This is a genomic window from Rhizobium sp. RAF56 (assembly GCF_052113965.1).
Classification (GTDB): domain Bacteria; phylum Pseudomonadota; class Alphaproteobacteria; order Rhizobiales; family Rhizobiaceae; genus Rhizobium.
Genome location: NZ_JBFRDU010000033.1, coordinates 1 through 12,349, shown reverse-complemented (window position 1 = coordinate 12,349; position 12,349 = coordinate 1). Strand labels below are relative to the sequence as shown.

Genomic DNA, 12,349 nt, shown 5'->3' with positions numbered 1-12,349 from the left:
AATAGTTACCGATAGCAGCGCCTCGGCGTCATTCGCCCGCGAATGCGTCGCAGCCGGCGCCTGAAAGGAAGTCGCGCGCCGCCTGGTTGAAACTTTGCTGCGGCGCCATTGCCCGCAGGACCACGTAGCCCTCGGTTCGCGCCATATCCACCAGAATAGACTGCTGAAGGGATTGCGGCAGCGCCTTGCGAAGGCCTGTCATCTGGATCGGCGTTGCAATCAGCACATCCAGCTTGCCGCCGATCGATGTGCGGTCGCTCATGCTGTAGACCTCGTTCGAGGCGCGATCGTAGACCGAAAGCGACCAGAACGGCACATTGCCCACGGCTGTCAGCCGAAGCGGCGTTTCCTCGATATCGAAGGCGCAAACGGCGGTGCGCATGTACGGGTCGTCGTTCGACAGGCCCGCGTCGTCGTCCTTGTCGTCAAGCAGATAGAAGCGCCCTTCGTCGCCTTCGTCCTCGATGCGCGTATAGCCGTCGCGGTCGGAGAAATGCGGCAGCGACAGGATGATGATGAGATGAAGAAGGGCGGCGCCGAAGAGGCCCGCAAGGCCAGCGAATACGTACCTAAGCATTGCCGCACCCGATCTTCGCAAGCTTCGGCATGGCGAGATCCAACAGGCCAGAGCTGCCGGCAGCCGGCGTGTCGAGCAGCGTCAGGACCAGACGGAAGCGGTCGCCGGTCAGCGGAAGCGCCAGCCAGTTGCCGGACTGCGGCTCTCGCGAGATGCCGATGCTGAAGCCTGAATCGGTGTCTCTGAGCACGGTCCACGAATTGATCGCGCCTGGACGGCCCGCGGGCGGAGTAAGCGGCTTTCCGTCGTCGCCCGCCGCAAACAGCGTCCAGAGCCGTGCCGGCGGCGTCTGGCCGGTGAGCCTATAGCTGCATCCGGCGGTGAGCCGGCCGCCGTCGCTGTCGTCGACGGCTGAGAAGACCAGTCCCTCGGCGGTGCCGTAAAGCAGCCGGCCGGCGCGGGCGCGGTGGGATTTCGCGTAAGGGTCGGCGTCCTCGGTATGCAGAAGCGGAAACGCCTCCCAGGCGCCGAGCCGGATCGCGCCGAAACCCGCCGTAGCATCCAGCGCGTACAGCGTAAACAGGATGCCGCCGCCGAAGGCGATCAGCAGCGAAAGCGCGACGAGGAGGGGAACCCGGAACACCTTGGCTTCCTTGTTGCAATCCGGCCCCAAGCTTATCGCTGATTCTGGCGACGCGGGAAAGGGAGGCCAGTCCCACAACTGTCGATCACGGAAAAACGCGTTCAAGGGAGGCCGGATCTGCGATCGCATGGCTTAGTCAGGTGACCGCCAGTACCGCTCCGGTGTCGTACTGCCGTACGTAATCCACCCGTGTGCCGTCCCAGTGATAACAGTAGTGCCGCCCTTGAAGGGGGATCGTCACGACATCCGGCCAGAAGGCACCTATGCAGCGTTTGCCGGGCATTCGGACGCTGTTCCATAGCAGGCCATCGCTTCCCGCCGCCCGCAGTCCGCTTCCCTCGACCTGAGACGCTGTGTAGTCGTCGGGATCTAGGACATCGGGCACTGCGTTCACGTCGTCCAGGCTTCGATCTATACTGCCGATCAGGACACGAAAGTCCGACGTCCAGCCCGCAGACTGGGGTGTCGAACGCATGAATATCTGATGATGATGGACCGTCTCGGCGACCGCGACTTCCTCGCTCTCGCCTGCATAGTAGATGCCGTAGCTACCATCGGTGAAGCGCCCGGGCCTGCCCGTGGAGCAATGGCCGAACGGTGCCATCACGAAACTGGCGCCAGCGCCGGAAATCCGACGACCTGCCGGCACTTTGCCGAGATCGCCGACCTCATACCGGATGCGCGGATTTGTTTTCGCCTCGACAGCGACAAGTGCTTCCCAGTCGCGAGGGTCGGCAATGTCCTCGAACAGGTCGACAGGGGGATAAATGGACCGAATGATCCGGTAGGTTTTGGGCCACTGTACGTGAGAGCGGACAGCCAGCCCACTTACCATGCGCTTCGCTCGGCATCGAGCCATTCACGCATCACGGCGAGATCGGAAAGCTCCCCCTGAAGCATGATGTCCAATGCCGACTTGCCGCCAAACGCCGCGTTGGGCGCTTTGATCCACTCATACCCGCGTGCCACATCCTTGAACAGGTATCGCACGCCTTTGTGGATGCCCATCAAGTGCGCCATCCGCATCTTCAGGTCTCGATCGACGCGGCCTGCATTGCCTTCTTTCCAACGCGACCAGGTGCGAGCCGACAATCCTCCGAGCAAGGTGGTGGCCTGCGCATCGGTCAGCTTCCAGGCGCTGAAAAGGTTCACCGTCGTGCGCACGAGCGCACCCGCTTCGGAATCGGTTATTTCAGCCGATCGGCTGTCGGCTGGCGTTGAGGCAATAGGCTGAAGTCGCATGGTGACCTTGCTTTCTGGCATAAAAATATCGCATTTCTGCCAATTGGCAAGAAAGAATTGGTGCCCTCAGCAAAATCTCCAGCCTTTCCGGCGACGCCATAAGCGCCGCCAGCGACAAGTAATGATCTAGTATCCGGCAAGGAGCGTGGGAAGCTCGGCAAGCAGGGCGTCGCGGGAGCGGACGCCTGCGGTGCCCTCGGTCTTGACGTCGTCCTGGATCAGCCGCGCGAAGACAAACGTCCGGTCGTCCTTCTTCGCCCAGCCGACGAACCATCCCCAGGGATGATCTTCATCGAAGCTGTAGTCCGGCTTGCGCGGATAGGCCATGCCCGTCTTGCCCTGAACGGACCAGCCGCCCGGCAGGTCCGTCTGCTCGACCACCTTCAGGGTCATGTCGGTTGCATGCGCGCTGACCGGGAGCTGCCGGTTCACAAGCTTGCTCAGAAACGCCACCTGCTCCAGCGGCGATATCTTCAGCGAGGAGGCGATCCAGGCGCGCTCGAGGCCGTTGTCCTTGCCCGGATCGCCGGAAAAGTCGGCATTGCCGTACCCGAACTTCGTCGCATAGTCATGCAGCCTTGCCTCGCCGAGCGCATGGGTGATCTGCTGGGAGAACCAGACGACGGAATATTTCAGCCAGCGAACGGCATCCGTCGGCTGCTTCCAGTTGGCGCCGCCCCAATCCACATAGCCCTCGCGGAAGGGAAGCGTCGGGTTGTGCTCGTCTTTCAGGAAGCCCGAATCGTAGCCCATGACGCTGAGCGCCACCTTGAAGGTCGAAGCAGGCGTGTAGCGCTCGTCGCAGCTGCCGTCTTCAAGGACGGTCTGGCCGCTCTGCGCATCCATGACGACCGTGCAGATCGTCCGGGCGTGGGCGGGCGAGGCGAGCAGTCCGGCGCTAAGAAGGCCAAGGACGGCGAAACGCGATTTCATTATCGTTCCTTTCTGATGTGTCGGCGCGGGCGAGGGATAGCAACGGTTTGACGAACCGGCAAAGGACGAATAATTGCCTTAGCCATTAGATTAATTTGGGCATCGCCATGGTTCGGCCATATCTTCCCTTGAACGCGTTCAGGGCTTTCGAGGCTTCCGCAAGGCACCTGAGCTTCACCAAGGCGGCAATCGAACTCAGCGTCACGCAGGCGGCCGTCAGCCACCAGGTGAAAACCCTCGAGGCGCAGCTCGGCGTCGTCCTTTTCAGGCGCCTGCCGCGCGGCCTGATGATCACGCCGGAGGGCGAGAGCCTGCTTCCGGTCTTGCGCGACAGTTTCGATCGCATGGCCGATGTCGTGGAACACTTCCGCGGCGGGCACATACGCGAGGTGCTGTCTGTCGGCGCCGTCGGAACCTTCGCGGTCGGCTGGCTGCTGCCGAGACTGCAGGAATTCAGGGAGCGCCATCCCTTCATCGACCTGCGCCTCTACACCAACAACAACCGTATCGATCTGGCGGCGGAGGGGCTGGACTATGCCATCCGCTTCGGCAGCGGCGCGTGGCACGGCACCGAGGCGGTGAGGCTGTTCGAGGCGCCGCTTTCGGTGCTCTGCCTTCCCCAGATGGCGCTCACGCTTCGCGAGCCGGCCGATCTCCTCAGCGTCACACTGCTGCGCTCCTATAGGCCGGACGAGTGGAAGCGCTGGTTCGAGGCCGCGGGCATCGCCCGGCCCGGGCCGCTCAGCAACAGCATCGTCTTCGACACGTCGCTGGCGATGATGGAGGCGGTGCTGCAAGGGGAGGGCGCCGGCCTTGCGCCGCCGATGATGTTTCAGCGCCATCTCCTCGCCGGCACCGTTTCTCAACCCTTCGAGACCAGCGTCTCGCTGGGCAGCTACTGGCTGACCCGCCTCCATTCACGCCCCCTGACGCCGGCGATGAACGCCTTCAGGAACTGGCTCGACGAGGCGGTTGCGAGAGCTGCCAAGGCTGTTACGCAGCGGCGTGATGCTTGACGAAACGCGGCGAAGCGGGCGTCAGCCCTCGTCCCCATAACGTCTTGCGTTATATGACGCGCAGCGTTATAAAGTGGAATGATCCAAAGCTTCGCGGATGCCGAGGTTGCGCGTATTTGGTCTGGCACACGAAGTCGGAAACTGCCCTCCGATATTCAGGCCATTGCGCTCAGAAAGCTTCGTTTGCTCAATCAGGCGCTTACACTTATGGACCTGCGCGTGCCGCCGGGAAATCGCCTGGAAGCCTTGAAGGGTAACCGAGTTGGTCAACATTCGATCAGGATTAACGACCAATGGCGCATTTGTTTCATCTGGAATGAAGGAGGGCCGCGCGATGTCGAAATCGTCGACTATCATGACTGAAGCCGAGTGGCTGCCCAATCCGCATCCTGGAGACATTCTGCTGGAAGACTTCCTGAAGCCGATGGAGTTGAGCCAAAACGCCCTTGCCCGGGCCGTTCATGTGCCGCCGCGACGGATCAACGAGATCGTGCTCGGCAAGCGCAGCATCACCGCCGACACCGATTTGCGCCTCGCTCGTTTTTTTGGCGTGTCGGATGGATTTTTCCTGGGATTGCAGGTGGATTACGATCTTATGGAGCGTCGCCGGCAGATTGGCCCCGAACTTGCGCAAATCGCACCGCGCGCGGCATGATTGCGGGCTTCCGCTGCGACAATTTTACGCGTAAAAGGCGATATTGCATCCGATTCTCGCCGACGCGCGCCGGGCCGTTTCTGGGCGATGTCGTAAACAGCATCGGTTTTGCCGCTCCGGGAGGTATAACCTTCCACAATAATAGCGATTAAAGAATGCCATTGTTCTGAATAAGTTGCATATTAAAAATCATATTTATCGGTAAAAGAGGCTCCATGATAAACTTGGTACCCCGCGGTCGAAAAAGCGGCCGGCGGCACGCGACTTATCGTCTGCCGTTCGTTGCGGCACTTTTTGCCTGCATTGCAACAATGCCCCTGTCCTTCGCCGCAGCTACGGGCACAACGCTGACGCGAGAGAAGACGGCGGAGCTCTATATTTCCATTTTCGTCAATGCCGATGCATCAGGGGCTAGCGCGCTCAACGAGGCTCATCGCGCCTATCACGGCGAGGACGAGTTGAACGTCGATGCCGTGCCGACGTTGAACGAAACGGCGGCGCAGGCCTATGCGATCTATCTGCTCAAGGCTGTGCCGCCCGCAAGGCAGGAAGACATGAAGGCGCCGTTCGAAAAGTTTTCCAAGGCGGTTTTCGACGACCTGCAGCGTACGCAATGCCGCGCCACCGGCAGCAGCCAAGCGCTGAACGAATACGTCAAGGGCAGTCTCGTGGCGTCCGTCGACTACGAGTGCTCGGTTGTCGACGTTTCGAAACGGCTGGCCGCGCTGAAGGAGAAGTACGGCAAGACTCCGGAGGAGGCGATGACCTCGCCGGCACTCGTTACCGAAATGGCCGAAGCCTTCGCCGACGAGACGGCGACGCGCCCCTTCCGGGGAAAAATCCGGCTCCATTCCCGTGCTGGAAGCGAATGCTGGCTCACAAGTTCGCCCGACGAGGCACGCAGCGACGTGCTCGGCGCCTTGCTCGAACCCGTGGACGGCATCCTGCACTAAAACAATTTAGGGAGTGCCGATCTACAAACGTGGTCGAAGGGGTTGAAGAGGATCCTTGGTTAAGCTCCGCCTTCAAGCCCTGCTCTAAAACTGGAAAAAGGCGCATTGCGCCCTTTTCCAGTTCGTTATGCTCAGGCGTCCGAGTTAGCTGTGCGTCGCGGTCGTTTCATGGTGCTGGTCGTCGTAGAGGATCTTGACCACCGGAGCGGCATTCGTGAGCGTGGCGATATCCTGCCAGGTGCCGTTGTTGTTGACGCTGATGATGGTGTCCGCGCCGCTTGCGGTCGCCTTGACGTTGTCCAGCGCCTGCTGTTCGCTGGCCTGGTGGCCAAGCAGGGAGCTGAGCAGGTTCGAAACGTCGAGTTGGTCGCCGTCGGTGTTCTTGTAGTCGGTGATGGTGTCACTGATGTTGACGCCGCTCAGCGCCGCGGCATCGAAGACGAAAATGTCGGCCCCGTGTCCGCCGGTGAGCGTGTCGCTGCCCTCGCCGCCGTTGAGGACGTCGTTGCCCTCGCCGCCGTTGAGGTTGTTGTTGCCGCTGTTGCCGGTAAGCGTGCTGTCGCCATCGCCACCCGTCACATTGGTGTCCCCGTCGCCCGTCAGGATCACGCTATCGGGGCCGGCGCTTTGCGTCGTAACCTCTCCCGAGCCCGTTTGGCTCTGGGTTCCGACGTTGTTGTGCAAGTTGAGGTTCACCCCATGCGACTGCCCCGAATCGACGATCGGCGCCAGAGTGTCTAGAGGGACGGTCTCGAACGTGGTGCCCGGATGATTGATCTTGATGGTCTCGATGTCCGTCAGGGTGTCGGTGCCGCCATCGGCGGTCGTCACCGTCACCGAGCCATCCGTATTGCGGGTGGCCGCGATGTCTTCGCGACCGTTGCCGTTGTAGACTGCGGTATCGTCGCCGGCACCGCCGGCGATGATGTCGTTGCCCGCCCCGCCGTCGAGCGTGTCGTTGCCGTCGCCGCCGGCAAGCGTGTTGTCGCCGCTGTTGCCCGTCATGACGTTGTCGACTCCATTGCCCGTTCCATTGGTGTTCCCCATGCCTGTGAGCGTCAGGTTCTCGGCGCCGGCAGGCAGGGTGTAGTCGACCGACGACTGCACCGTGTCGATGCCGTCGGAACCGGGCGCTGTTTCGTTGACGGTGTCACCGGCGCCGTCGACCACGTAGGTGTCGTTGCCCGCACCGCCGGCCAGCGCGTCGTTGCCCGTGCCGCCGTCGAGAAGATCGTCGCCGCCGTTGCCGTTGATGGTGTCGTCGCCAGCCTCGCCGTAGAGTTGGTCGTTGTCGGCGCCGCCATCGATGGTGTCGTTGCCGTCGCCGCTGTGGATGATGTCGTTGCCGCCATTGCCGTGGATGACGTCGCTACCGGCAGTGCCGGGGAGCGTGTCGTTACCGGGCGTGCCTTCGATCGCTGCCAACTGGGCGAGAGGGACAGTCTCGGATGTGCCATCAGGATGAACGATCTTGATGTTCTCGACGTCCCTCAGGGTGTCGGTGCCGCCACCGGCCGTGGTGAGCGTCACCGAGCCGTCCGCATTGCGCAGGGCCGTGATGTCTCCGCGACCGGTGCCGTTGTAGACCGCGGTATCGTTGCCGTCGCCGCCGTCGATGATGTCGTTGGCGGTGCCGCCATAGAGGGTGTCGTCGCCGGTGCCGGCGCGGATGGTGGTATAGGGGGCACTGCCGGCGAAGATCGTGTCGTTGCCGTCGCCGCCGTCGAGATAGTCCTTCCCCGCGCCATCCGGCAGGGCCGTGCCCGGGTCAACCACGAAACCGCCGCTGCCGCCGTAGATGATATCGTCGCCGATGCCGCCGAAAGCCTGGCCGCCGCCATCGCCGAGGACGATCATGTCATTGCCGTCGCCGGCATAGATCCTGTCGTAGTCATGATCGTCGCCGCCATAGAGCAAGGTATTTCCCGAAAGGAGACCGGAGTGCTGGATCACGTCAGTGCCCGCGCCGGCGTCGACGAAGTCGTCTCCGCCGAGGGTAGAGATCGTGTCGTTGCCGGCGCCGCCCAGCAGGATGTTGGCGGCGTCGCTGTCGTAGATAGTGTCGTTGCCGGTGCCGGCGGTAACGTTCTCGATATTCGTCAGGCTGTCCGTGCCTTCGCCGGTCGCCGTACGGGCGTTGGGGCCACCCGCGACGGCGGGACCGATATTGGCAACGAGATTACCCGTGACGCCGGAATAGTCGACCGTGTCGCCGCCGCGGACCAGTGATGCCAGGATCGCCGCCGCGCCGTCCGCCGTCGGAGTGACAGGGCGCGTAAACGACATCAGCGTGTTGTTGCCGCCATTGATGGTGTCGTTGCCGGCGCCGCCGAAGAAGACGTTGTCGCCGGCGTTGCCGACAAGCACGTTGTTGCCGGCGTCGCCGGTCGCAATGAGGTTCGCCGCTCCGAGAAGGGTGACGTTTTCGATGTTCGTCCCCGCGACGTTGAAGCTATACGGCGCCATCACCGTGTCGATGCCTTCGCCGGCGTTTTCAGTGAAGCTGTCGCCGATACCGTCGAGCACATAGGTGTCGTTGCCGACGCCGCCGATGAGCGTGTCGTTGCCGGAGCCGCCGTTCAGGATGTCGTTTCCGGCACCGCCGATCAGCGTGTCTGCGCCCGAGCCGCCGAAAAGGACGTTGTCGCCGGCGCTGCCGTAGAACGTGTCGTTGCCGGAGCCGCCCCAGGCGCTTTCCATGTTTGCAAAGCTGTCCGTGCCTTCGCCGGTCGCCGTGTTGGCGGCGATCGCGATCGGCCCGGTGACGTCGGTGCTGCCCAGGTTTGCAACGATAGCGGCGCTGGAGGAGGAGTAGTCGGCGACGTCGCCGGCGGACGATTTCAGCGACCCCAAGCCTCCCTCTGTCAAATTGACGGGGGTGGAATAGGCCGTACCCGAGGGATTGTTGATGCCGCCGTCGAAGCTGTCGTTGCCGGCGCCGCCGGCAAGGATGTCGTTGCCGGCACCGCCGAGCATGATGTCGTTGCCGGCACCGCCGGTGAGCGTGTCGTTGCCATTGCCGCCGCTGAGCGTGTCGTTGCCCGTTCCGCCGATGAGCTGGTCATTGCCCAACCCGCTGACGAGAACGTCGTTGCCGACACCGCCGTCGATCGTGTCGTCACCGCCGCTGCCGACAACCGTGTCGTTGCCGCCAAGGGCCGTGACCGTCACGCCGCTGTTGGGGGCATCGCTCTTGTAGGCGTCGCCGACGATGATGATGTCGTTGCCGGCTGTTGCCGTGATCGATTCGATGCCGGAAAGGCTGGGGCCGCTTCCAGAGGCCGCGTTGAACGAGACGCCGGTGGTCGCGCTACTGCCGAGCAGGATGGCGTCCGTGCCGGTGTCGCCGATGAACTGGTCCCTGGTGGTGGTAAGGCCGGATTGCGAGGGGTTGAGAACGGTGCCGTTGCCGAGATCGACCGCGATCGTGCCGGTACCGGCGTCGGCGATGTCAGCAACATAGTTGAAGGTATCGTTGCCGCCGCCGCCTCGCAGCGTATCGTTGCCGGCACCGCCGTCCAGCGTATCGTTGCCGAGGCCGCCGTCGAGCGTGTCGTTGCCGACGCCGCCCAGGAGCGTGTCGTTGCCGTCGCCGCCGTTGATGACGTCGTTGCCCGAACCGCCGTCGAGGCTGTTGTTGCCGCTGTTGCCGTTGAGGGTATTGTTGCCGCTGTTGCCGGTTCCGTTGATGTTCCCCGTCCCCGTCAGCGTCAGGTTCTCGAGGCCGGCAAGCAGGGTGAAGATCACCGACGCCAGCACCGTGTCGGAGCCGCCGGAGCCGGCAATGCTTTCATCGACGGTGTCGCCTGCGTTGTCGACCACGTAGGTGTCGTTGCCGGCGCCGCCGGCCATCGCATCGGCGCCCGTGCCGCCGTCGAGCGTGTCGTTGCCGTCGCCGCCCGAAAGCTGGTCGTTGTCGGCGCCGCCGTTCATCGCGTCGTCGCCGTCGCCGCCCAAAAGCTGGTCGTTGCCGGCACCGCCGTCCATGACGTCGTTGCCCGCGCCGCCGTCGAGGGTGTTGGCGCCGCCGTTGCCGGTAATAATATTGTCGCCGGCGGTACCCGTGCCATTGATGTTCGCCGTGCCCGTCAGCGTCAGGTTCTCGAGGCCGACAGGCAGCACGAAGGTCACCGACGACAGCACCGTGTCGGTGCCATCGGAGCCGGCAACGCTTTCATCGACGGTGTCGCCGTTGTTGTCGACCACATAGGTGTCGTTGCCGGCGCCGCCGGCCATCGTGTCGTTACCCGTGCCGCCGTCGATGATGTCGTCGCCCGCACCGCCGGCAAGCGTGTCGTTGCCAGCACCCCCGTCCAGCGCGTCGTTGCCGACGCCGCCGTCGAGCGTGTCGTTGCCGGCGCCGCCCGAGAGCGTGTCGTTGCCGATACCGCCCGAGAGCGTGTTGTCGCCGCTGTTGCCGGTGAGGCCGTTGTCGGCATCGTTGCCGGTCGCGTTGATCGGCGCCGTGCCGGTCAGCACGACGTTCTCGACGCCGGCAGGTGCAGTGTAGTCGATCGACGACTGCACCGTGTCGAGGCCGTCGGAACCGGGAGCGGTTTCGTCGACGATGTCACTGGCGCTGTCGACCACATAGGTGTCGTTGCCGGTGCCGCCGGCCATCGTGTCGTTGCCGGTGCCGCCGTCGAGGAGATCGTCGCCGCCATTGCCGTTGATGGTGTCGTCGCCAGCTTCGCCGTAGAGCTTGTCGTTGCCGTCACCGCCGTCGATCGTGTCGTTGCCGTTACCGCCGCGGATGGTGTCGTTGCCGTCGCCGCCGTTGAGCTGGTCGATGCTGGGAGTGCCGGCGATCGTGTCGTCTTCAGGCGTGCCGTTGATCGCGGGCACGATCGGCGGTGCCAGGGTGTCGAGAGGGACGGTCTCGGACGTTTTGCCGTCAGGATGATTGATCTGGATGCTCTCGATATTCCTCAGCACGTCGGTGCCGCCATCGGCGGTGGTGACCGTCACCGAGCCGTCCGCGTTGCGGACGGCCGTGATGTCCCCGGGACCGGCGCCGTTGTAGATCGCGATATCGAACCCGTCGCCGCCGTCGATCTGGTCGTTGCCGGCGCCGCCGGTGAGGATGTCGTTGCCGGCTCCGCTGTCGATGACGTCGTTGCCCTCGTCGCCGTAGATCGTGTCGCCGCCGGCGCCGCCAATGATGGTGTCATTGCCCACGCCGCCGTAGGCCGCGGTGGAGCCGCCGTCACCGACGTGGATCGTGTCGTTGCCATCGTCGCCATAGAGGTAGTTGTTTAGGCCAGTGCCGCCGAAGATATTGTCGTCGTTGGCATTGCCGTGGATGGTAGTAAAGTCCGCACTGCCGGCGAAGATCGTGTCGTTGCCGTCGCCGCCGGCGAGCGCGTCCTTCCCCTCGCCCTCAGCCGCAGTGTCATGGTCAACGGCGAGGACGCCGCCGCTGCCGCCGTAGATGATATCGTTGCCGCCGTTGCCTGTAGCAATGCCGCCGCCGTCGCCGAGGACGATGATGTCATTGCCGCCGCCGCCGGTGATCTTGTCGAAGTCATGATCGCCGCCGCCGTAGAGCAAGGTATTTGCCAGGTTGGAAGCGCTGCTCCTGATCGTGTCTCGACCCGCGCCGGCGTCGACGAAGTCGTCTCCGCCGAGGGTGGAGATCGTGTCGTTGCCGGCGCCGCCAAGCAGGATATTGGCGGCGTCGCTGTCGTAGATCGTGTCGTTGCCGGCGCCGCCGGTGACGTTCTCGATACCAGTCAGGCCGTCCGTGCCTTCACCGGTCGCCGAAAAGCTGGCGGCATTCGAGACGGCGGGACCGATATCGACAAGGAGATCGGCCGGGGCGCCGGAATAGTCGATCGTGTCGCCGCCGCGGACGAGCGATGCCAGGATCGCCGCCGCTCCGTCCGCCGTCGGGGAGACAGGGTGCATGAACGACATCAGCGTGCTGTTGCCGCCGCCGTTGATGGTGTCGTTGCCGGCGCCGCCGATGAAGACGTTGTCCCCGGCGTTGCCGGAAAGCAGGTTGTCGCCGGCGTCGCCGGTCGCATTGAGGTTCGCCGTGCCCGTCAGGATCACGTTCTCGATGTTCGTGCCCGCGACGTTGTAGCTATAGGGCACCACCACCGTGTCGATGCCTTCACCGGCGGTTTCAGTGAAGCTGTCGCCGACGCTGTCGATCACATAGGTGTCGTTTCCGACGCCGCCGATCATCGTGTCGTTTCCGACGCCGCCGTTCAGGATGTCGTTTCCGGCCCCGCCGACGAGCGTGTCGTTGCCGGCCCCGCCGAAGAGGATGTTATCGCCGGCGCTGCCGTAGATCGTGTCGTTGCCGGAGCCGCCGACCAGGCTTTCCATGTTTGCAAAGGTATCCGTGCCTTGGCCAGTCGCCGTGTYGGCGGCGATCGCGATCGG

At 63.6% G+C, this 12,349-nt stretch carries 10 protein-coding genes; 4 read left to right on the top strand and 6 right to left on the bottom strand.

Features of this window, described 5'->3' with window-relative positions:
- Positions 1–28: 28 nt before the first annotated feature.
- From AB4048_RS22530 to blaOXA, 5 genes are all read right to left on the bottom strand, one after another.
- On the bottom strand, positions 29–577 hold the full coding sequence (locus tag AB4048_RS22530) for a DUF1254 domain-containing protein (RefSeq protein ID WP_442204220.1): 549 nt from the start codon (positions 575–577) through the stop codon (positions 29–31).
- Positions 570–1,160, bottom strand: a complete 591-nt coding sequence (locus AB4048_RS22525) for a DUF1214 domain-containing protein (RefSeq protein ID WP_442204219.1) — start codon at positions 1,158–1,160, stop codon at positions 570–572. The genes AB4048_RS22530 and AB4048_RS22525 overlap by 8 nt, the downstream gene beginning before the upstream one ends.
- Positions 1,161–1,296: 136 nt before the next feature.
- On the bottom strand, positions 1,297–1,995 hold the full coding sequence (locus AB4048_RS22520; RefSeq protein WP_442204218.1) for an RES family NAD+ phosphorylase: 699 nt from the start codon (positions 1,993–1,995) through the stop codon (positions 1,297–1,299).
- On the bottom strand, positions 1,989–2,402 hold the full coding sequence (locus tag AB4048_RS22515; protein ID WP_442204268.1) for an MbcA/ParS/Xre antitoxin family protein: 414 nt from the start codon (positions 2,400–2,402) through the stop codon (positions 1,989–1,991). The genes AB4048_RS22520 and AB4048_RS22515 overlap by 7 nt, the downstream gene beginning before the upstream one ends.
- Positions 2,403–2,528: 126 nt before the next feature.
- Positions 2,529–3,335: a class D beta-lactamase gene (gene blaOXA, locus AB4048_RS22510; RefSeq protein ID WP_442204217.1), complete on the bottom strand. Its 807-nt coding sequence runs from the start codon at positions 3,333–3,335 to the stop codon at positions 2,529–2,531.
- 107 nt (positions 3,336–3,442) lie between these two features.
- Here blaOXA and AB4048_RS22505 point away from each other — a divergent pair, with 107 nt between their 5' ends.
- From AB4048_RS22505 to AB4048_RS22490, 4 genes are all read left to right on the top strand, one after another.
- Positions 3,443–4,351, top strand: a complete 909-nt coding sequence (locus tag AB4048_RS22505; protein ID WP_442204216.1) for a LysR family transcriptional regulator — start codon at positions 3,443–3,445, stop codon at positions 4,349–4,351.
- A 78-nt stretch (positions 4,352–4,429) separates the two neighbouring features.
- Positions 4,430–4,714 carry a type II toxin-antitoxin system RelE/ParE family toxin gene (locus AB4048_RS22500; RefSeq protein ID WP_442204215.1) on the top strand — a complete coding sequence of 95 codons (285 nt, stop codon included), beginning with the start codon at positions 4,430–4,432 and terminating at the stop codon, positions 4,712–4,714.
- Positions 4,686–5,006: a HigA family addiction module antitoxin gene (locus tag AB4048_RS22495; RefSeq protein ID WP_442204214.1), complete on the top strand. Its 321-nt coding sequence runs from the start codon at positions 4,686–4,688 to the stop codon at positions 5,004–5,006. Before AB4048_RS22500 ends, AB4048_RS22495 begins: the two co-directional genes overlap by 29 nt.
- Before the next feature lie 311 nt (positions 5,007–5,317).
- A complete protein-coding gene (locus tag AB4048_RS22490) occupies positions 5,318–5,959 on the top strand; it encodes a hypothetical protein (protein ID WP_442204213.1) in 642 nt (213 codons plus the stop codon).
- A gap of 144 nt (positions 5,960–6,103) precedes the next feature.
- Here AB4048_RS22490 and AB4048_RS22485 read toward each other — a convergent pair whose 3' ends face one another.
- Positions 6,104–12,292, bottom strand: coding sequence for a type I secretion C-terminal target domain-containing protein (locus AB4048_RS22485; RefSeq protein WP_442204212.1), 6,189 nt, complete (start codon positions 12,290–12,292; stop codon positions 6,104–6,106).
- Between the last annotated feature and the right edge of the window lie 57 nt (positions 12,293–12,349).

What these genes read in the sequence shown, in the direction of transcription:
- AB4048_RS22495 (WP_442204214.1), top strand. Translation starts at nt 4,686, where the DNA reads ATGTCGAAATCGTCGACTATCATGACTGAAGCCGAGTGGCTGCCCAAT.
- AB4048_RS22490 (WP_442204213.1), top strand. Translation starts at nt 5,318, where the DNA reads ATGCCCCTGTCCTTCGCCGCAGCTACGGGCACAACGCTGACGCGAGAG.
- AB4048_RS22505 (WP_442204216.1), top strand. Translation starts at nt 3,443, where the DNA reads ATGGTTCGGCCATATCTTCCCTTGAACGCGTTCAGGGCTTTCGAGGCT.
- AB4048_RS22485 (WP_442204212.1), bottom strand. Translation starts at nt 12,292, where the DNA reads ATGGAAAGCCTGGTCGGCGGCTCCGGCAACGACACGATCTACGGCAGC.
- AB4048_RS22520 (WP_442204218.1), bottom strand. Translation starts at nt 1,995, where the DNA reads ATGGTAAGTGGGCTGGCTGTCCGCTCTCACGTACAGTGGCCCAAAACC.
- AB4048_RS22515 (WP_442204268.1), bottom strand. Translation starts at nt 2,402, where the DNA reads ATGCGACTTCAGCCTATTGCCTCAACGCCAGCCGACAGCCGATCGGCT.
- AB4048_RS22500 (WP_442204215.1), top strand. Translation starts at nt 4,430, where the DNA reads ATGATCCAAAGCTTCGCGGATGCCGAGGTTGCGCGTATTTGGTCTGGC.
- blaOXA (WP_442204217.1), bottom strand. Translation starts at nt 3,335, where the DNA reads ATGAAATCGCGTTTCGCCGTCCTTGGCCTTCTTAGCGCCGGACTGCTC.
- AB4048_RS22530 (WP_442204220.1), bottom strand. Translation starts at nt 577, where the DNA reads ATGCTTAGGTACGTATTCGCTGGCCTTGCGGGCCTCTTCGGCGCCGCC.